General features: G+C 23.9%; 20 protein-coding genes. All 20 read left to right on the plus strand.

What is annotated here, in order from left to right:
- The first annotated feature begins 145 nt into the window (after positions 1-145).
- The 20 genes from SFLOR_RS01170 to pfkA all read left to right on the plus strand — a co-directional run bounded on the left by SFLOR_RS01170 (position 146) and on the right by pfkA (position 22,192).
- Positions 146-586, plus strand: a complete 441-nt coding sequence (locus SFLOR_RS01170) for a hypothetical protein (protein ID WP_100916269.1) — start codon at positions 146-148, stop codon at positions 584-586.
- A gap of 12 nt (positions 587-598) precedes the next feature.
- A complete protein-coding gene (locus SFLOR_RS01175) occupies positions 599-1,063 on the plus strand; it encodes a hypothetical protein (RefSeq protein WP_100916270.1) in 465 nt (154 codons plus the stop codon).
- Positions 1,064-1,065: 2 nt separating this feature from the next.
- Positions 1,066-1,812 (plus strand): hypothetical protein, encoded by a 747-nt coding sequence (locus tag SFLOR_RS01180; RefSeq protein WP_100916271.1) that lies wholly within the window; start codon positions 1,066-1,068, stop codon positions 1,810-1,812.
- A 107-nt stretch (positions 1,813-1,919) separates the two neighbouring features.
- Complete coding sequence (locus SFLOR_RS01185) at positions 1,920-2,165, plus strand: hypothetical protein (protein WP_100916272.1); 246 nt, start codon at positions 1,920-1,922, stop codon at positions 2,163-2,165.
- A 1-nt stretch (position 2,166) separates the two neighbouring features.
- A complete protein-coding gene (gene mobL / locus SFLOR_RS01190; RefSeq protein ID WP_100916273.1) occupies positions 2,167-3,531 on the plus strand; it encodes a relaxase MobL in 1,365 nt (454 codons plus the stop codon).
- 2 nt (positions 3,532-3,533) lie between these two features.
- Positions 3,534-3,809 carry a hypothetical protein gene (locus SFLOR_RS01195; RefSeq protein WP_100916274.1) on the plus strand — a complete coding sequence of 92 codons (276 nt, stop codon included), beginning with the start codon at positions 3,534-3,536 and terminating at the stop codon, positions 3,807-3,809.
- Positions 3,802-6,606 carry a type IV secretory system conjugative DNA transfer family protein gene (locus SFLOR_RS01200; protein WP_100916275.1) on the plus strand — a complete coding sequence of 935 codons (2,805 nt, stop codon included), beginning with the start codon at positions 3,802-3,804 and terminating at the stop codon, positions 6,604-6,606. Before SFLOR_RS01195 ends, SFLOR_RS01200 begins: the two co-directional genes overlap by 8 nt.
- 259 nt (positions 6,607-6,865) lie before the next feature.
- A complete protein-coding gene (locus SFLOR_RS01205; RefSeq protein WP_100916276.1) occupies positions 6,866-9,367 on the plus strand; it encodes a hypothetical protein in 2,502 nt (833 codons plus the stop codon).
- Positions 9,357-9,641 (plus strand): hypothetical protein, encoded by a 285-nt coding sequence (locus SFLOR_RS01210; protein WP_100916277.1) that lies wholly within the window; start codon positions 9,357-9,359, stop codon positions 9,639-9,641. Before SFLOR_RS01205 ends, SFLOR_RS01210 begins: the two co-directional genes overlap by 11 nt.
- Before the next feature lie 119 nt (positions 9,642-9,760).
- Positions 9,761-9,892, plus strand: coding sequence for a hypothetical protein (locus SFLOR_RS06080; protein ID WP_281253770.1), 132 nt, complete (start codon positions 9,761-9,763; stop codon positions 9,890-9,892).
- The gene (locus tag SFLOR_RS01215; RefSeq protein ID WP_100916278.1) at positions 9,885-10,223 is read left to right on the plus strand and encodes a hypothetical protein; all 339 of its coding nucleotides are present in this window, start codon (positions 9,885-9,887) and stop codon (positions 10,221-10,223) included. The genes SFLOR_RS06080 and SFLOR_RS01215 overlap by 8 nt, the downstream gene beginning before the upstream one ends.
- Positions 10,224-10,420: 197 nt before the next feature.
- Positions 10,421-11,044, plus strand: coding sequence for a hypothetical protein (locus SFLOR_RS01220; protein ID WP_100916279.1), 624 nt, complete (start codon positions 10,421-10,423; stop codon positions 11,042-11,044).
- Positions 11,045-11,123: 79 nt separating this feature from the next.
- Entirely contained in the window at positions 11,124-14,099 is a 2,976-nt protein-coding gene (locus SFLOR_RS01225) for an Mbov_0399 family ICE element protein (RefSeq protein ID WP_157806916.1), read from the plus strand.
- 85 nt (positions 14,100-14,184) lie between these two features.
- The gene (locus tag SFLOR_RS01230) at positions 14,185-15,594 is read left to right on the plus strand and encodes an Mbov_0401 family ICE element transposase-like protein (RefSeq protein ID WP_100916281.1); all 1,410 of its coding nucleotides are present in this window, start codon (positions 14,185-14,187) and stop codon (positions 15,592-15,594) included.
- Positions 15,595-15,870: 276 nt separating this feature from the next.
- Complete coding sequence (gene typA / locus SFLOR_RS01235) at positions 15,871-17,697, plus strand: translational GTPase TypA (protein ID WP_100916282.1); 1,827 nt, start codon at positions 15,871-15,873, stop codon at positions 17,695-17,697.
- Positions 17,698-17,811: 114 nt separating this feature from the next.
- A complete protein-coding gene (eno, locus tag SFLOR_RS01240; RefSeq protein WP_100916283.1) occupies positions 17,812-19,164 on the plus strand; it encodes a phosphopyruvate hydratase in 1,353 nt (450 codons plus the stop codon).
- A 71-nt stretch (positions 19,165-19,235) separates the two neighbouring features.
- Entirely contained in the window at positions 19,236-20,126 is an 891-nt protein-coding gene (locus tag SFLOR_RS01245; protein ID WP_100916284.1) for a phosphatase PAP2 family protein, read from the plus strand.
- On the plus strand, positions 20,119-20,541 hold the full coding sequence (gene ruvX, locus SFLOR_RS01250) for a Holliday junction resolvase RuvX (RefSeq protein ID WP_100916285.1): 423 nt from the start codon (positions 20,119-20,121) through the stop codon (positions 20,539-20,541). The genes SFLOR_RS01245 and ruvX overlap by 8 nt, the downstream gene beginning before the upstream one ends.
- A 42-nt stretch (positions 20,542-20,583) precedes the next feature.
- Positions 20,584-21,153 (plus strand): hypoxanthine phosphoribosyltransferase, encoded by a 570-nt coding sequence (gene hpt, locus SFLOR_RS01255; protein WP_100916286.1) that lies wholly within the window; start codon positions 20,584-20,586, stop codon positions 21,151-21,153.
- Between the two features lie 70 nt (positions 21,154-21,223).
- Positions 21,224-22,192, plus strand: coding sequence for a 6-phosphofructokinase (pfkA, locus tag SFLOR_RS01260; RefSeq protein WP_100916287.1), 969 nt, complete (start codon positions 21,224-21,226; stop codon positions 22,190-22,192).
- Positions 22,193-22,196: the final 4 nt, after the last annotated feature.

The following is a 22,196-nucleotide window of genomic DNA, read 5'->3' on the forward strand; positions in this document are numbered from 1 at the left end:
ATAAGTTTTTTAGAATTGAAAATAAATTAATTAGAAAATAGTATAAAATATAAATAGTTCACAAGAGATATGTTAGGAAACTAACAAATCTCTTTTTTTATTTTCTAACATATTTTTGAGAACAAAAATATAAAGGAGAAATAAAATGTCAGTATATACAAGAAGTAACTTAACAGATAATTTATGAACAGCTGGAGAAATCTGAATACCAAATGAAAAGAAAGAGCAAAAAAACAATTTTATAGCAGTTAGCGGTTTTGGTGTATCAGTTTTTAATGTAAAAGTTATAGAAAATAAAGAAAAGAATAAATATCAAGTAGTTTTCTATACTTTAGGAAAATACAAAGCTTTAATTGGAGAATGTACTTATCAAGATGCATATAATGAAAAATTAAAATCTAATGAAGTACCTTTTATATTTGGAATTTATGATTCAAATTATAAAATTGATGATAAAAAAACTCAAGAAGTTTTTAAAAAACTACCAGAGGAATTAAAAAAATTAACTAATAGATACAATGAAAAATATGTAAAAAATCAATTAAAAAATGTTGATAAAAATATAGAGAAAGAATATTCAAGATAGAGGTGTTATAATATGGATAGTAAAAACATTATATTGTGTTTTTCAAAAGAAAACTATGAAATAAAGGGTTCTATGACACTTGATGAATTTAAAAAGTACATGAGTTCTCTTCCAAAAGAAGAAGCAATTAGGATAGGAAAAGCAATGAGAAAAGATGTTAATGAATATTTAAGTTTGGTTCCTAAAAGAGAAAGAAAAATTATAGAAAAACCTGTTGGACCACTTGGACCAATAATTGATATTGATCAAACTGATTGAAAAGAAAAATATTTAGAAGAAAAGAATAAAAGAGAAAAATTAGAAAAAGAATTTAACGAATTTAAAATTGAAGTAAAGCAATTAATAACTGAATTAAGACAAGAAATCAAGGTTTTAAGAGAAGAAAATCAACAGTTAAGAGAGAAAGTAGAATATTACGATAAAAAATATAAAAATGAATATGATAAGAAACATGATTTTTCTAGAGGGAGTAGATAGATATGAAAAAACTTTTAGCTTTAGTTTCTTCTATTACTTTAATAACAGCTCCAATTATTTATGTTACTAGTTGTAAAACATTTGATAATAATGGAACTGTTAATAAAGAAAGTGGAGATAAAAAAGAACAAGAAGCTATTAAAGAGTTAAAACAAACTGATACAAATTGAGATTATAAATATAAAAATAAACTGTCATATCAAAAAGCAAGAGACTATTATTTAAAAACAGCAAATGACTTTTATGGTAATTTTATTAAGAATTGAGTAGATGAAGGTAAATCAGAAAATGAAATATGATATTCATATGGTGATATTTATTTTCAATCAATAATATGATATGCAAATGAAGCACAATGAGATTTAGTTAGAATTGATGAATTTGATGGTAATTATACATATGAACAAATTGACATTAATCAATTAAAACAAAATAGTTATTCTAAAAAATGATTTCAACTTAGATTAAAAGTTTTAAATTTATATATTTCTTATTACTTGGGAGGAAATGAAGAAATTAAATCTCAAGGTAAATGAGGTATATATGCTATGGGTATGAATTCAGCTTTAGCAAGATATAAAACTGCTAAACAAGCTCAAATTGATAATCCAAGTGAAGGAGTTAATGTGACAGATTTACAAAAAGATATGAAATTTATAGATGATTTAACTACATTTTGAAAATTAAGATTTGATAAAATTCAGAAACTACATAATAAGATTAATGATATTTTAGTAAACTGAGAATAAAAATAATATATAATATAAATAGTTCACAAGAGATATGTTAGGAAACTAACTTAACTCTTGTTTTTTTGTTTTCTAGCATATTCTTTTTAAATAGAAAAGGTGAGTTTTTGAAAGAAAAAGTTTTAAAATACTTTGAACAAATAAAAAGTTTATGAAATCAGTTTTTAGAAAAGTACAATTTTATTAATGAAATAGATAAAAAGTTTTTATCTAATTATCAAAAAACATTAAACAAAATTGAAATTATAATAAAAAAAATTCAAATAATAGTTTTCCAAAAAGAAAACGAAAAAGTGAATCAAATAGATAAAGTTAAAGATAATAATTTTTTTTATGAAAAGGAGAAAGAATAATATGGATACACCCTTTAGCGAATATAAAAATTTTAAATCTCCTGTAATTTTTAAAATAAAACCAAAAGATAAGTTGGGAAAAGCTAGAAGTGATATTTCTAAAAGAATAGAATATTATTATTCTGGAAAAGCTCAAAAAAATAAGAAAACTAAAAATAGAACTTATTTAGATTACATAACACGAGATGATGCTATTTATAAATTAAATTTAACTAATGATGAATTAATAGATTTAGATAAATTAAGAAAAACTAATTCAAAAGAATATTTTAAAAAATTAGAATATTTAAAAACTGTAAAAGAAGAAGTAACTGGAGTTTGAAGTAAAGAAGGATTAGCAAATAATAAAAGATTAGAAGAAATTAAATCTAATTTATTAAAAATAAATCAAGAAAAACAATTTGTATGAGATACAGTTATTTCTTTTGAGTCTGCTTTTGTTGAAAAATACAAAATATATTCTCCTGAAATTGTTCATGAAGTTCTAAAAGATAGAATAGATATGCTCTTTAAATCTAAAGGTATTAACTCAGATAAAATGGAGTGATTTTTTGCTTTTCATAAAAATACTGACAATCCTCATGTGCATTTGTTATTCTTCGAAAAAGAACCTACAAGATTCTCAAAAGAGTATGAACCTAAATATCATTTTGATAAAGACCTTTTAGAAGATTTTAGATTTAGATTTGCAACTGATTTAATTTTAAAAAAGCAACATATAGAATATAAAGACTTTATGAAAAGCAGAGGAAATCTTGTAAATCATTTTAAACAAAGTTTAAAAGAACCAATAATTTGACAAAACTCTTCTTGAATGGATGTAAAAGAGATCTACAATGATTTAACAAATGACTATGAAAAAATAGTATATGAAATTAATAAATATAATTATGAAAATAATAGAGCTAAATTTAGAAAAGTAAATTCCTTAAAATACAATTTTTTAAATAAAACAGAAAAACAAAGAATTAATAAGATTATCGATCATATTTTAAAAAATGACAAAAATATTAATCAAGAGTATAAAACTTATGTAAAAAATTTAGAAGGTTATCAAAATGCAGTCAATGAGATAAATAATAATAAAGATACTAAATTCATGTATGAGTCACTTTATGGTAAGGATGGACTGTACTCAAGAATAGGAAATAGAATTTTATATGCAATAAAAAGAAATATGGATATATCAAAAAAAGGTATTATTCCAGCAAAGTATTATCCCAAAATAAGAAAAATAAGAATCTCTATCATAGGTGATTTATTGATTAAAATTTCTAAGTTAATAAAAGTTATGAATAACTATGTTTCATTTGAAGCAAATAAAACAGAAGAAATATTTAAAGAAAGAGAAAGAGCTAAGAATTAGATATGCAGATTTTAGAACAAATTATTTCTATAATTGGAGCTATAGTTATTCTATTCTTAATAATTTTTATTTGAAAATATTTAAAATATCAAAAAATACTTAGAAAAATGAATAAGGCTGAAGCTGATGAAATTACTATTACTGTATTTTTTAGAGTAAAAACTTATTATCGTTTTGTTCTAAAAAAGAAAATTAGATTATATAAATTAATTTTATTAATATTGTTAATTATTTTTGTAATACTTTTAGCTATTAGTGGAGGAGTTAAATATGCATAAGATTTCAAAAAAGAAAAGATGATTAGTTACAACAATTTTCTTTCTTATTGGTTTGATTATATTAATTAGTCTATTTTTACTAATTAAACATGAAATAATAAAAGTTAAACTTTTAATAAAATATAAAAATTTTCTACTTATTCCTTTTATTGCTTTAGTTGGATGATACTTTTATATAACTTGAAAAATAATATTTGATAATAAATCAAAAAGAGCTGTAAAAAATGTTGATACAAATAAAATTAAGGATTTTGGACTTGCAAGATGAATGCACAATGAAACAGAAATAAGTAATTTAAATAAACAAGAAAAAACCTTAAAAGAATTTCACCATTATTTTGGTTGTGATACTAAAAAATGTTGCAAACCTAAAAAAGAAATAATAAAAAAAGCTGCTTGAGTTATAAATTGTCAGTATCGAACAAAAGATAAAAATACTCTTGTTGCTCCTCCATTAGCTAAAGACTTTGAATATTATGATGGAGAGAACAATATTTTAGATACTGAGAAATATTTAAAGAGTTTAATAAAATGAGAATCAGAAATTAGCAAACATCATTTTAAATATAACATTGTATATCATACTTTAGAAAAACTTCATTTATTAGTAATGGGTTCAACAGGTAGTGGTAAAACTCAAAAACTTATTTTTCCTGGTATTATTAGAAATGCTTTTTTAAATAACAGTGAACAACCAACAATGGTAATTACTGACCCTAAGGGAGAAATTTATGAACAAACTAGTGGAATACTTGAATCTCAAGGCTATGATGTCAAAGTATTAAATTTTAGAGATACTACAACAAGTTATTCATGAAATCCTTTATACATTAGTTGAAAATATAGAAAAGAAGCTATTAATTATAGAAAAGAATATACTTTTGTTAAAACATTTACGAATTTAGTTACTGTAAAAGAATATATAAATAAAGAAGTAATTGAGTTAAATAATTCTCAAACTCAATTATTGTGTTCAATTCATGATACTAAAAACTGTATTGACTGTGTTGAAAACTTTGAAAAAGAAATATTGAATAGTGGTTGAGAAAAGGGAGAAGAAATAAAATTATATGTTTCAAATGCTAGATTTCATATAAATGAATATGACTTTGAAATAAAAGTAGAGAATCATATTAAAAATTTAAAATCCTTATCAGAAAAAGAGATAATGAACTTAGCAAGTATTATTATTCAAACTTCTAATAATGGAGATCCTTTTTGAGTTAATGCATCAAGAACCTTTTTTATAGGAATAGCAGTTATTATGTTAGAAATTATGGATAAAAATCAAGATGCTTTACCTTTAGAAAAATTCAATATTGTAAATATAATCAAAATGATGGATGAAACAAATTTTGAAGAATGAATAGAGAAATTTAAAGATGTAAAAAATAAAGATGGAGAAGACTCTTTTGGATTAAACCAAATTCTTACAGTAGTTAATTCAAGTGAACAAACTCAAAAATCAATTATAACAACAGCTAAAGCAGAAACAACTCTTTATACTTTTACAAGTGTTCAGGGAATGTTATGTAGTACACAAAACTTAATAAATATGGAAGAAATAGCTTATGGAGAAAAACCAACAATTTTATATTTAATTGTCCCTGACGATGATAAAACATTTCATCCTTTAGTAGCATGCTTTGTAGATCAATTATATAAAACTTCAGTTAAAGTAGCTACAAATAATAAAGTTAGTGGTAGATTAAAAGAAGCTACATTATCTAGACAAATTCAGTTTTATTTAGATGAATTTGGTAACTTTCCTAAAATACCAACTTTTGCACAAATGATTACTGTAGCTAGAAGTAGAAATATTTTCTTTATGTTAATTTTGCAAGATTATGGTCAATTAAAAACTGCTTATGGAGAAACTGAATCACAAACCATTAAATTTAACTGTAATGCAAGTATTTATATTAGAACTAATGATTCATCAACTGCAGATGAGTTATCAAAAGAATATGGAGAAAAACCAATTGTAGCTTTTAATATTAATGATAAGTTTAATAGAGTAGAAAAAAAAGATTATAAAAATAAAAAAGAAAAGGAAACTACTAATGTTACAACTGTTCCTTTAATTAGGGGAAATGAAATATTAAATTTAGATGATAATTTTATGATAGTTAAAAAAAGTGGTAAAAACCCTGCTTTGGTTCATTCAATATATTCTTATAAAGTTAAAAAGTTTAAAGAGTATATGAGTTATAAACGTAGTTTTGTTCCTTCTAATGCAATCAATTATAAGAAAAATCACTATTTTAATTTTATAGATAATGATTATGAAGAATGAATTAATTATATTGGAGCAGATAAAGAATTAGCAGAATGAGAATCTTTAAATAATTTAGATACTTTAGAAATAGAAAATAACTTGGATTTTAATAATAGTTCAATTGAAGATTATCACAATTATAATTACAAGTCTTTATTAGAAGAGCAAAATAAGAATATAGTTTTGCAAAAGCAAAATATTAAATCAAAACACTTAAAAGAAATAGTTCAGCAAGTAGAAGAAAATGAGGAACTAGATGATGAAAATGAAGAGTTAACTTCAATGTTTTATGACATTGAAGAAAAGTTTAGAAATAAAAAAAGTATGAGAGATCAAATAGAAAAAAATTATTTTAAATTAGAAAAAATTAAAGAAAGTTATTATAAATATTGCAATTTGTTACCAAATGAAATGACTACAAAACAAAAGCAAGAATATAATAGTTTATATGAACAACAGCTGAAAATAGCTGAAGAAAATAAAAAAATACTTGAGAGATGTAAAAACTCAAAATATTAGTTTATATATATTTATTTTCTTAGTTTCGGTTTCACCGAAAAAAATGATATCACTTAACATAGTTTGTGAGAAAATACTCCTTTAAAAAAGGGAGTATTTTTTATACAAATATGAAGTGATATCATTTTTTAAAGAGTGATATCACCATTTTTTCCATATTTTATATGGAAAAAATTAAGGTGTGATATCACTCTCTATCCTGCTACACTTCGTGGGAGCTAGTGTATAATATAAAAGTAAGAATAAAGGATTTAAAAACATGAAAAAGAATAATTATTCAGAATGAAATATTTTTGATTTACATTTACATTCTCCATTATCTAAAAACGATTCAAAAAATAAGGATATGTCATTAGATGAATGAACTGATAAGTTAATAGATAAATTAGAAAAAAATAATATTAAGTTAGTATCTGTTACTGATCATGATTTATTTTTAATTGATTTATACGAAATGCTTAATAAAAAAATATTGCAAAAAAAATTAGATATAAGTTTTATTCCGGGTGTAGAGTTAAACGTGTTACCAACTGAAAATTGAAGAGATAAAATAGATAAAGATTGACAAATTCTTGTTTATTTTAATCCTGATAATATAAATGATATTGATAGTGTTATTAAAGATATTATTAAAACGGCGAACAAAAACTTTGAAGTTATTTTGCAGAATTTGGAAAAACTTGATTGCATAATTGTTGGAGAAGGATCAAAAAGTAATGGAATTTTTTCAATTACTAAGGACGATGAAGAAACATCTGAGTTTTCAAATAATTATGTAAAGGAATATGGAACATTAGGTGTTTTATGAGGGTTTAATGATAGCCCAAATGGACATTATGCAACTAGAAATCGAATATTGAATTTAGTGGAAAAAAGTGATTCAAATTTTACTTTTGTAAATTTCAGTGCATCAGATAATCATGATATTAATGAATATTTAGAGGAGAAAAATAAAAATAATTGAAAGTTAACATATTTTAAAGCTCTTCCAACTTTTATGGGTTTGAAATTTGCATTATCTAATCAAAATCGTATTTCAGAAGTTAAACCAACTACAATATCTAGAAGTTCAAAATTAAAATCAGTAGAATTTAAAAATAAAAGTACTATTCAATTTTCAGAAGGTTTGAATATATTAATAGGACCAAGGTCTTCGGGCAAAACTTTTTTAAATACTTTATTAAATGCGTTAATTAATAATGATAAAGAGCAATTTAAAAAAGATGATTATAAAGATGAATTTTCTTTACTTGGTAATGAAGCTTTTATAAAAGATTTTAATGATAATAAATTTAACAAGCCTGGTTCTAGTATGTTAATAGAACAATCATCTATGATAGAAAAAGCATATGATTTAAAAACTAAAATAATAGAAGATTTTGATTATAATAATTTAGATTATTCAAATTTTGATGAATTAAATAAGAAAAATAAAGATTATATTTCAAATTTAACTGAAATGGTAAGTAAAATCTATCATATTTGCAATACTTCTAAGTCTCCGTTTGAGTCTTTAGAAATTATAGATGATAATATTGAAAGTGTTGAAGCTTTTAAAAATAAAATTATGATATCAATTAATGACGAAATAAATGATAATTTTTATAATGAATATGAATCATTAAAAAATAATGTAATAAATAATGATGTACACATAAATAAATTGAAAAAAAATTTAAAAGCAGATTTATTAAAAATTAAGGATATTGAAATTCAAAAAAATACTTTTAAACATTTTAATCTAAATATTGAAAATGCTAATTTTAATCCAGTAAAAGATGAAATATTAAAACAGATAGATGTATTATTGGAAATTAATCAAAAAACTTTAATTAGTATCAACTCTAACGCTTTTTTTCCTGAATTTATAAAAATCATAAAGTCAATATATACAGATTATGACTCTAGTAAATCAAATAATTTAATTAATAAAGACTTAAAAATTGCTGAACTTAAAGATTTAAATGCTGATTATAAAAAATTTGGAGAAATAGTTTCAAAGTTTAAAAATAGTAAACTGAATTTTCAAGATCAAATAAACGAGCAAGCAATAATTAAATCTTTTGGAGCACATAGTACTTTCATAGTTAAACAATATACAAAGCATACTTATAAAGAAAATTTATTTAAAAATTTAATATATACTGATTTTCTTGATATAGTTAAAAAAAATGATTCAATCTCAATAGAAAAGTATAAATTATTATTAAAATATTCCATTAGATATAAGGGAAAGTGTTTTAAACAAGAAAAGACGGATAAACAAATTAATGTATTAAAAAAAAGTTATGAAAGTATTTTCTCAACTAGTATATCTCATGATGGAATTGAAACAGAATCAAGTTCACCAGGAATGAGAGCTCAAATAGTATTTTTAACTAAAATTGATGATTTTGATAGTAATACTAATAAAAATATATTGTTTATAGATCAACCAGAAGATAGTATTGATAATGCATATGTAAGTAAAGAAATGGTAGAGATTTTAAAAAACAGTTCACGTCATAAGCAAGTATTCTTAATTACACACAATTCAAATTTAGTTGTGAATTTGGATCCTGAAAATATAATAGTTCCTACTAGAGAAAGTGATGGCTCAATAAAATATCAAAATGGAGCTATGGAATCTGAAATATATTGAAAGAATGGAGAAAAGAAAATGATTTCGATAATTGCAGATGAAGTTGAAGGAGGACTTGAAGCTTTGAATAAAAGAATTAGTAAATATGAAATAGGAGGTATTAAAAAAAATGAATATTAATATAAGTTTTAATGAAGATAAGTTTATCATTAAAAGAGATACTTTAAAATATGAAATTGAATCAGATGTAAAAACATTTACAAGTATTGATTTTTTAGCTTTTTTATATAATTTTGACAAAGATGATAAAATTATAAATAATTTATCAATTGATAGTCTTGATAATGAAAAAAAATTGGATATTAATAGAAAATATAATGTATTAGAAAATATCCTTAAAAGCTATTTAGAAGGAATTTTAAAATATTATGAAAAACAAGAAAGTACTTCATAAAAATTTCAAATAATATATAATATAAATAGTTCACAAGAGATATGTTAGGAAACTAACTTACTCTTGTTTTTTATTTTCTAACATATTTTTTAAGGAACACGAATTTCGGAGGAAATACTATGAAATTAAAAAAACTTATATTAAAGAATTTAGCAAAATTAAAATGAATAAAAAAAATAATAAAATTATATCTAATTTATTTAATAAATGATAAAAAAGTAAATATAGAAATAGATATTAAAAATGTTTAATCAAATTTTATTTTATTTTTCTATGGGAATAAATTTCTTAGCTGATTCAACTGAAGCAGGTATTAGTGGAGAGCCTATAAAAGAGTGAGTATTAGGTAAAGTTACTCCAATTTTAGGAATCTTTTCTTTTGCTGTAGTTATTTGTGTTGTATTTTGAATTGCAGGATTTTGAATAAGTTATGCAGTTGCAGATGAAGATGCAAAACAAGAAAAAATGGAAAAGTGAAAAAAGTCTTTAAAAGGAATAGTAATTACATTAATTGTTTGTACATCTCTAGGAACTTTAATGACTGCAATAGGATCAGTTTTTGGAGTATCTATAAATTTATAAAAGCTAAAAGTATTAGAAGAATTAGTATATAATAAAAATAGTTCAAGAGAGATATGTTAGGAGACTAACTTATTCTCTCTTTTTATTTTTTTATACCTTAATTTATGAAATTATAATTCATTTTAAAATAATAGAATAAGTTTCACTTAACATATTTTTTTTGGACAATATAAAGAAATATAAGGAGTGAATAAAATATGTCAAATTATATAAATACACCAGTGTATTCAAATCAATTATCAAAAAAACATATGAATAAAAATAATAAGGGTTTTTATTTCTTAAAATTAAATGCACCTGAAACTTTAAATAGTAAAACTATTAAAGAAAAATATGGAAATGTTAAAGCAATTTCTATTATTGTTCCAGATTTTGCTGTTAAAGGTTCAGTAATTGCAAAAGAGTCAGATAAAGTTTATAAACTAGATAAAGATAAAGAGGGAAAAGTTGTAGATTTTAATCCTTTAATTTTAGATGAAAATAAGAAAAAAGTAGATGGTAAACATATATTAGCTACTGTTTCTTTAAAACTACCAGAAGATGAAAAAGAATTAAATGATGAAACAAAAGTTAAAGTAGTTTTATCAGTTTTCAATGAAGAAACTAAAACTTATGAAAATAAACAAATGACTACTTCCTATAAAAAATTAAGTGAAGACTTATTCAAACAAAATACAAAATCAGTTTCAGAGTCAATTAAAAAATATAAAGATAGTGCTAAAGATATATTTAATGAAGCTGAATTAGCAAAAGAAATAGAAAAAGAAGAAAAAGTTAATAATGTGGAATATGATTTAATTGATGATGCAATATCTAGATAAAATATCCTAAAATAGCAAAATTCATATTTTGCTATTTTATTTACATATGAAAAAAGTAATATTAAGTTTATTTTTATTTATGAATTTAAGTTATGTTCCAATAAAACAGTTTAATAATAGTATTCAACAAAAAGAATTAAAAAACAATTTAGAAGACATTTCAAATTATAGTTATGATCCTTCATATCCTAGTTTCAATTTATATTCAGATTTTTATTCAAGAACTCAAAGACTTTATATTGATAGTGGTAAAGATGATTCATTGCCAAATTGTTCAAATTGTAGTGATCAAAGACGTAATAGAGTTAATAATGGAGAATGATATTATTTTGAATGACAAGCAAAGGAAATAAATGTACTAAACTATGCTCCAAATAAACAAGTTTTTTTAGATAATTATAAAGAGATTAAAATTAGTTTTTATTATAATTACAATACATGAGATGGAGGAACAGGATGAAGTGATAATGATGAAAAAAATATATCACCCAGACTAAATAAAGATATAGATTATAATTTTTCATCAAATAGTGGATGAATATATGCACATTCTTATCACAATGAAATTAATAAAGCTCATTTACAAATAGAGTTTGGACATTCATGAAGAGGTAATAATTTAATATTAAAATGAAAATTAGGAGCTTCAGTATATTGAAAAGGGGGTTCTTGATATAATCACTCTAGTTTTGTCATGTTAAGTAAAGATTCATTTCAATTTAAATCAAATTTTAATCAGAATAATTTAAAAAGTAAAATACAAAGTGCTTTGTCTAAAAATTTTACTATAAAAAGTGATACATCTCCTGATGTTAGCAATAATGAAAAAAATGGTTTACCTGGTAAACCTTCAAAATCCAATAAAGAATTAGTTATTTCAGAAATTGATAAAAGATTAAGAACATCTTTTGGAATAGATTATTCTGCTTGATTTAGCAAACCTATTTTAAAAAGAAATGATACTTTTAATGATGAGAAAAGTTATGTCTCGATAACTTTTAAAGATGAACAACAAATTTCAGGTTCAAAACAATTTTTAACAAATGTTATAATGCCAGTTAATATTACTTTAACTGATTTATATTATCAAAGATCCGCACAAAAAAGACTAGTAATTAATCCTGGGAAAATTGTTAATCCAAATTCTCAACTTAATGAATTAATTATTGATAAACCAGAATATGATGCTAAAAATAATACATTTGTATATCATAATTCTATTGATGTTACTTTTACTGCAATAAGTGAATCTGAAATCTTAACTGTAAATGGTCAAGAAGTTCCTGTATTTAATAATATCTATAGAATTAAATTAGATAATAATTTGAATACTTATAAAATTGAAGTAAATGGTATTAAAAATTTAAAAGGTATTACAAAACTAAATTTAAATATTAATATTCAATCTCTTGCTAATAAATTAAATTATAGGTGAGTTGGTTGAAATCCTAAAGAAAATTTAGAACAAAGTAAATTAATAGAAAAAACTTTAGGAGATGGAAAACCAAATCCTGATTATGATCCTTCCATTAATTCCAAAACTGGAATGAGAAATGAATATATTTATATTGAAAGAAATATGAAATTTCCTTTTTATCAAGACCCCTTAGATAAATTTGGTAACATAATAACTGATTATAAAAATATTAATAAATCTATAATAGCTGAAGCAGCTGTTGCAAATAGTGGAGTTACATTATTGGAAAAATTTGATAAAGCAAAAATTTATAGAGTTGATAGATTAAAGTTAGATGAAAATTTTAAACTTATCAGTAAACAAGAAAATGTAAATATAAAGGAAAATGAACAGTGATCAATAGAGGGGCTTTGACATTATGTAATTTATTTACAAGATTATGTTAAAGAAACTATTGACCCTTCAAATCCAGGAAGTCAAAATATAAATGCAACTAAGGGAAGTACTATTCATAAATTGCTTTATATTTCCAATAAATCAAAAGATTATACAAGATTTACAAGTCTTGATTTTGTTTCAAAAAATCAATCTATATTTAAATTTTGAGATTCCTTAGCTGGTATTCATTTAAAAAATTATCTAATTTCTTATACAACTATAAATACAAGTCAAAAAATTGAAGATTTAACTTATGAACAAATTATTATGTATTGAAAAAAATATGTGAGTGACCAAATAAGTCAAAAAATTGATGTACCACAAAATCCTGTAAGTTATAAAGATTTAAAAAATTTAAATATAAGCAGTTTAAAAATGAATGAAATTAATCCTTTAGAAGTAAAAAATAAAATTATTAATCATGTTAAAAAGTATGTAGAGAAGTTTATTAAAAACTCTGTATATAAAACAGACTACATAATATGTGATGAAAATGAAAATCAAATTGAAGAATTAGATTTTCAAGATTTTATAAATTTATCAGAGAATAACAAATATAAAAAAATTACTTTATTTATTAAAGCATTAGGCACTTCGTCATTATTAATAGGAAGACAAAATTTCAATATTATTAATAATAAAGAATTTGAAGAAAGTAAAAACTTTGATTTATCAACAATTAAAGATTTAAAATCAATTAGATATAACTTTACTAATGCTGATAATCAAATAAAGAGAAACTTTTTAAATAATTATATCTATGAATATGTTAAAAAAATATTGCAAATATATAAACCTAAAAAAATAGATTGAGAATATGAATATGATAAAGATTACTATATTTCTTTAAATTCAAGTCAGGGAAAAGATATAAAAGTAGATACTGATTTAGAAAAAATATTATATAAATTTCTTAATTCAAAAACTCAAGTTGTTTTAGAAGTATTTATAATTTCAAGAGATGAATCAATTAAGTTAAGTGGTTTAACAAATTATAAAATTATTAATGATCCAAAAAATAGTAATGTTGCACCTGAAGTTCCTGAACCTCCTTTTAAACCAGAAGTTAGTAAGAAAAATAATATTTCTAATAGAACTGTAAGGTGATGAATAATTCTAATTATTTGTTTTTCAATATTACTTTTAATTTTATTTGGAGTTATTTTATGAAAACGAAGAAAAGTAAAAAAAGTAAAATAGTTTATTTAAAATTATTTTACTTTTTTTAAAACCTTTTATTTTCTTTGAAGTTAAAATTTACCTATAAGAGATTGAAGGTGTATTTATGAGAAAATACAATTTTACAAATTATGAAAAAACAGCCTATTTTAATCAAAATATTTATTTTCAAAATTTCGAAGAAAAATTAGTTGATAAAGCTAAAAAAGATATTCAAGAAGAGTTTGAAAAAATAGATTTAAGAATAAGATATGACAAAAAGAGAATTGCATGTGGATGACAAATAAAAGATTATAGATATAGAAAAATCAAAACTTTGTATGGTGATGTAAGTTTTTTAAGAACTAGATATTGAAATAAATTTACAAAGGAAGTTAAAGTTTTAGTTGATCAAGAAATTCCTATTGAAAAGTACCAAAGAATAATACCAAATTTAAAGATAGAAATTTTAAATAGAGTTGGAAGAGGTAATAGATATTGTGATATTGTTGACTGCTTAAGGAACAGCAAAATTAGTGAGCAAACAATATCAAATGTAGTTAAAAGATTTAATATAGCTAAAGATACAATTGAAGATTTGAGAGGAAAAAAAATAGATGTTTCGAATAAAGAATATATTTATATTGAAACTGATGATACTTTTTCAAATTTTATTAAAGATAATAAAAAAACTAATTTTAGAATTAGAATAGCAACTATTCATACTGGTGCAAGAAGAGGTATCCATAATAGAAAATATTTGGAAAATAAGAAAATAGACTATATGTTAATTGAAAAGGGTAAAAGAATATCCACATTAGATTATTCAAAAAGAATTAAAGTTTTTATAAATAATCATTATAAAAACTATGAAAATAAGCAGCTAGTTATTTTAGGAGATAATGCAACATGAATAAATAATTTGGCATATGAGCTTGGAGGTTTTTATGTTTTAGATAAGTATCATTTAATAAAAAAACTATCTAGCGTATTTCCTTATAATAATCGCAATAGATTTATTTGTGAAAAATGAAAAAAACCATTTTTATACATAAAAACTTCTATATTAAAAGGTTTAAGCTATAACTATGTTCTAGATGCTTTAAATGAAGTATTTTTATGATTAGAATCGAACAATGAGAAAGAAAAATTAAGAGAGTTTATTAAATTTATAAGTTTTATTAAAAGAAACAGTTCTGCTATAAAAAATTATTATAAGAAGTTTGATTCATCATCTCATACTGAAGGACAAGTATCATCTTTTGTAAAACAAACACTAGGTTATGGAAAGAAAATATATGGTTTTAAAACCTTTAGTAATTTATTGAAAATTAAACAAATACATGCTAATGGTTATGATATGTGTGAACTATTAGAATATGAAATAGAAACTCTACAAATTAATAATTTGGACTATATATATAAAGAAGTAATAGAATACAAAACTATAGGCTTATTATGAAAAGACAAAAAATCAGATATTTCAACAAAAGGTTCATGAGCTAAAATAAAACAACCAGGATTTAAAAGAGTTTAAGTACGATGTTTCTTGTAAACGTAGTAAAAATTAACATAGAAATATGTCCTTTTTGTATTAATTTTTTTAAATTATTAGTATTTTATATACATTTTTTTAGAAAAAAATAATATAATTACTTTAAGAAAGCACTTTTCATATAGAATAAATCAAATTATCCATAATATATATACCCCACATTTTTTATTCAATCACATCTTATATTTATTAGCATAAAAGTTAAATATTTGGTATTATCTATAAGTTATTAAATTATTAAAGACTAAATAGGAGAACATTATGGATAAAAAAATAATAAATATAGCAGTTATTGCTCACGTAGATGCTGGAAAATCAACTTTAGTTGATGCTTTTTTAAGTCAATCAAACGTTTTTAGAGCAAATGAAGAAGTAAAAGAACAAGTTATGGACAGCAATGATCAAGAAAGAGAACGTGGAATTACAATTTATTCAAAGAATTGTGCTATTGAATATAATGGTTACAAAATAAATATTGTTGATACTCCAGGACATGCTGACTTTTCAAGTGAAGTTGAAAGAATAATGAAAACTGTTGATACAGTAATATTATTAGTAGATTCAGCTGAAGGGCCAATGCCTCAAACAAGATTTGTTCTTTCAAAAGCATTAGAATTGGGATTAAGACCAATACTTTTGGTGAATAAAATTGATAAAAAAGATCAAAGAGCTTTAGAAGTAGTTGATGAAGTACTAGAATTATTTATGGAACTTGATGCAAATGATGAACAAATTGAGTTTCCTTCACTGTTTGGAACAGCACGTGAAGGTATTGTTCAATATTCAATGGAAGAAAAAAGTGATAATTTAGTTCCTTTATTTGAAACAATTATTAAACAAGTAGGAAATTATCCAATAGAATTGGCAAAAGAACCTGTTCAATTGCAAATCTCTTCTCTTGCATATGATTCATTTATTGGAAGATTGGGAATTGGAAGATTATTTAAAGGTGTTCTAAAAGAAGGACAACAAGTTGCAATTTCCAAAAATGATGGAAGTGTTGCAAAAGGAAAAGTTTCAGGATTATTTATCTATGAAGGGTTAAAAAGAGTAGCTGTAAAAGAAGCTCAAGCTGGAGAAATTGTTGTTATTTCAGGAATTAGTGATTTAACAATTGGAGATACAGTATGTGAACAAGACAAAATTGATGCATTACCTCCAATTGTTATTGAAGAACCAACTATGAGTATGAACTTTTTAGTAAATACTTCTCCTTTTGCTGGAAGAGTTGGTAAATATGTTACTACAAGAAATATCAAAGAAAGACTAGACAAAGAATTAGAAGTAAATGTTGGTTTAAGAGTTGAAACTCTAACTGATTCATCTGCTGATGGATTTAAAGTACTTGGTAGAGGTGAACTTCATTTATCTGTTTTAATTGAAACTATGAGAAGAGAAGGTTTTGAATTAGGAATTTCAAGACCAGAAGTTGTTATTAAAATTGATGAAAAAGGCAATAAGCTAGAACCAATGGAAAAAGTAATAATTGATGTTCCAACAGAATATTCAGGAACAGTTATTAATAAACTAAATTTAAGAAAAGGTATAATGACTGACATGGACTCTGATGGAGTAAGAGATAAAGTAACATATCATATTCCAACAAGAGGATTAATTGGATTTAAATCAGAATTCACAAATGATACTCGTGGTGAAGGGGTTATGGTTAAATCAAGTATTGGTTATGAAGAATACAAAGGTAAAATTGAAGGAAGACAAAATGGTACTTTAGTTTCTATGGCAAATGGTGTAACTCTACCTTATGCATTAAATAACTTAGAAGAAAGAGGTATCTTATTTGTTGGACCTCAAGTTGAAGTTTATGATGGAATGATTGTTGGATTGCACTCACGTGATAATGACTTAAATGTTAATCCAACAACAGGAAAAAAACTGACAAATACTAGAGCATCAGGAAGTGATGATTCAGTTAAGTTAACTCCACCAAGAAAGTTTACTCTTGAAGAAGCTTTAGAATTTATTGAATGAGATGAACTTGTGGAAGTAACTCCTGAAGATATCAGATTAAGAAAAAAATGACTTTCAGAAAATGAAAGAAAACAACATAGAAATGATCCACACTAGTGAAAAATTCCATAAAGGAATTTTTTTTTGAAAAAAGTTCCACTCATATCAATAAAAAATTCTAAATAATCTATATAAATAGGGTTATTATAGAAGTGTAAGGAGAATTTTAATATGTCAAAAATAACTAACATTGTTGCACGTGAAGTACTTGATTCACGTGGATTTCCAACAGTTCAAGTTGACGTAACAACTGAATTTGGTGGATTTGGAACTGCAAAAGTTCCTTCAGGAGCTTCAACTGGATCAAGAGAAGCTTTAGAATTAAGAGATGGAGATAAAAAACGTTTCAATGGAAAAGGTGTTTTAAAAGCTGTTGCTAATGTAAATAGTAAAATAGCTAATCTAATTATTGGAATGGAAGTAACTGATCAAGTTGCTATCGATACAGAAATGTGTAAATTAGATGGAGATGACTTCAAAAAAAACTTAGGAGCAAATGCTATTTTAGGTGTTTCTTTAGCTGTTGCTAAAGCAGCTGCAAGTGAATTAGAAATTCCATTATACAGATACATTGGAGGAACAAATGCAAGAAGATTGCCAGTTCCTATGTTAAATGTTATTAACGGTGGAGAACATGCTGATTCAGCAATTGACTTCCAAGAATTTATGATTATGCCTGTTGGTGCTCCAACATTTAGTGAAGCTTTAAGATGAGCTTCAGAAACTTTCCAAGCTTTAAAATCATTATTACATGATAAAAAAGATATTACAGCTGTTGGAGATGAAGGAGGATTTGCTCCAAACTTTGCATGAGCATATCCAGAAGAAACTATTGAAGCATTCAAAGCAAAAACTCCAGTTCATGTTGCTTTAGATTTATTAGTAGAAGCAATTGAAAAAGCTGGTTACAAAACTGGAAAAGATGGAATTATGATTGCAATGGATTGTGCAAACTCAGAATTATACATCGATGGAAAATACCATTTCAAAAAAATTGAAAAATTAACTGGAAAAGAATGAGCATTAACAACAGATGAAATGGTTTCATTCTTAGATCAATTAGTTGATACATACCCAATTATTTCAATTGAAGATGGATTGGCTGAATCAGATTGAGATGGATTCCAAAAACAAGTTAAAAGAATGGGACACAAAATACAAATCGTTGGAGATGATTTATTTGTAACAAATCCAAAAATTACTGCAGAAGGAATTGAAAAGAAAGCTGCAAACTCAGTATTAATTAAATTAAACCAAATTGGAACTTTAACAGAAACAATTGAAACTATTCAAATGGCTCAAAAAGCTGGTTGAACAGCTGTTACTTCACATCGTTCAGGTGAAACTGAAGATTCAACAATTGCTGATTTAGCTGTTGCTTTAAATACAGGACAAATTAAAACAGGTTCAATGTCAAGATCTGATAGAATTGCAAAATACAATAGATTATTAGAAATTGAAGCTGAATTAGGTGAAGCTGCAATTTATGATGGTCTAAAATCATTCTATAATTTAACAAAATAATAAAAATATAATTTTTACTCGAACCTTAAAAAGGTTCGTTTTTTATTTATAATTAAATAAAGGTGATTTTTATGTTTAAAAAGAAGAAAAATTGAATTTTAATAAGTTTATTGTCAGTTTTTCTAATATATTTTGTAATAATTGCAATTTATGATTATAAAATTGCATCAATGATAGGCAATAGTTTTGCAAATAGCTGATTTTCTCTTTTTTTTGATAAAATAGGTGCTCTTGTAGTAATTTTTCCTATTTATATAATTTTTTTGGCCTATCTTTTAAAATTTATAAGTAGAGAAAAATTTAACAATATATTTAAAATATCAACTATTGTAGTATTTGATTTGATTTATATTGCTCTTTCTTTTTACCTATTTTTTAGTATTAAAAACTCTAGCAATGATTTAGCAAATAAAATATCTACAGCAATTATGTGTTTTTTGTTAACATTATTAATTATTTTAATTAGCTATATATGAATTAAACTTTTAATATTTAACAATATTGAACAAATAAATAAAATATTTTATTGTGCAAATATTAGTATTATATTTATGCTTTTGTGCTGAATAAATTTAATTTTATTTAAATACATATTTGGAAGAAATAGACCAGAAGCAGTAATTGAATTAAAAAACCCATTTCAATATGTATTTCAAATAAACTTTATTAGACTTGGAAAACAAAGTACAAGTTTTCCTTCTGGACACACAATGGCAATGGGGCAACTAGTTATTTTCATATATTTTGTATCTTTTAAAAATAAAAAGTGAGAAAATATATTCAAAGTTTTATTATTTTCAATAGTAATAATTTTAACTTTATTAATGGCATGTTCAAGAATGATAATGCAAAAACATTTTATAACAGATGTATCATTTTCAATGTTTTTACTTGTTCTATATTATCTTGTATCACCAATAATAGTAGAAAAAATATATAAGAGGATAAAAGCAAATGGCTAAATATATCGGATTAGATTTGGGAAGTAAAACAATAGGAATTGCCACAAGTGAAGGTTATTTTGCAAATCCAAAAGAAACAATTAGATTTCAAGAGAATAATTTTCTTGAAGCTGTTACAAAGTTAGATATTTTTCTTAAAAAAGAGGGATTTGAAAAAATAATAGTGGGCTATCCAAAAAACATGGATGGTTCAACAGGACACAGAGTTGAAATGGTTGAAGAGTTTATCGCTAAAATGGTTGAACAGAAAGTTATTTCAAGTGAATTAATTGAAAGAGTAGATGAAAGATTAACAACAAGAATGGCAAAACAAGTTATGATTTCAGCTGATTTAAGTAGAAAAAAACAAAAAGAAAATAAAGACCAAATTGCTGCTAAATTAATTTTAGAAACATATATCAACTCAATTAAGTAAGTATATAATTAATTTGTAAATAAGTGGAGGTATAAAGTATAAATGGAAAATCATCCTTTAGTTAAAGAAATTCTATTTTCAAAAGAAGAAATAGAAGTAAGAACTAAACAGTTGGCAAGAGAAATTGAAAGTTATTATAAGAGTAGAGATGTAAAAGAAAATACAGTTATTCTTATTGGACTTTTAAAAGGTTGTATTCCTTTTATGGCAGATTTTATTAAGAATTTTGACCATGAATGTCAAACAGAATATATGGTTGTTTCTTCATATTTGGGAGGAACAAAGACAACAGGAGAACCTAAAATTAATTTAGATTTAAATATTTCTATTAAAGATAAACATATATTAATAATAGAAGATGTTATTGATTCTGGAATAACATTAGAATATATTAAGAATTATCTTTCTTTAAAAGGAGCAAAAGAAGTTAAAGTAGTAACTCTTTTAGATAAACGTGAAGGAAGAAAAGTTAATATAGAAGCTGATTGAAGTGGATTTGTTATTAAAAATGAATTCGTTATTGGTTATGGATTAGACTATGATGAAAGATTAAGAAATCTTCCTTACGTTGCAGTTTGTGATGTGGACAAACTTAAAGACTGAAAATGATAATCAGATATCATTTTTTATTATTTAGTTAGATTTTTAAAAAAGTATATAATCAATATGTATGGAGGTAGTTATGATTAAAAAAATAGGTGTTTTAACTTCAGGTGGAGATGCACCAGGTATGAATGCTGCTGTTGCTTCAGTTATTAAAACTGCAATTTCAAAAGGAATTGAAGCTTATATTATTAAAGATGGATATAAAGGTCTAATTAATAATTGAATCGAAAAAGTAGATATTAATTTTGCATCAGATATTATTTCAAAAGGAGGAACTGTAATAGGTTCTGCAAGATTGCCTGAGTTTAAAGAAGAGTCAGTTAGACAAAAAGCTGTTGAAAATTTAAAAACAATTGGAATAGAAGCTTTAGTTGTAATTGGTGGTGATGGAAGTTATCAAGGTGCTGAAAAATTAACAAAGATGGGAATAAATTGTATTGGTCTTCCAGGAACAATTGACAATGATATTGTTTCATCAGATTATACAATTGGTTTTGACACAGCACTAAATACTGTAATAAACTCATTAGATCAAATAAGAGATACAATTCAATCTCACAATAGATGCATGGTTGTAGAAATTATGGGAAATGCATGTGGAGATTTGACTTTATATGGAGCAACTGGAAGTGGTGCTGAAGTTTTTTCAACAAAGGAAAGTTATTTAACAGAAGAACAAATAATTGATCAAGTTAAAGAATTACGCAAAAAAAACAAAAGAAGTGTAATTGTAGCTGTTGCTGAAAAAAACTATGATGTAAATGAATTGGCAAAGAAAATTGAAAAAGAAACTGGTTATGAAACTAGAGCAACAATTCTTGGTCATATTCAAAGAGGTGGAAAACCTACTGGTATGGATAGATACTTAGCAGTTAAATCAGGAATATTTGCAGTAGAACAGTTAATTGCAGGTAAAGGTGGATTGTATATTGGAATGAGCAATAATAAATTAGTTGCCAGAGATATAGAATTAACTTTAAATATGCCAAAAGTTGATAAAACTGAAGAGTATGAAAAACTAAGAAATATTAATAAAGCAGTTTAATTTT

The sequence above is a fragment of the Spiroplasma floricola 23-6 genome, from assembly GCF_002813555.1.
Classification (GTDB): Bacteria; Bacillota_I; Bacilli_A; order Mycoplasmatales; family Mycoplasmataceae; genus Spiroplasma_A; species Spiroplasma_A floricola.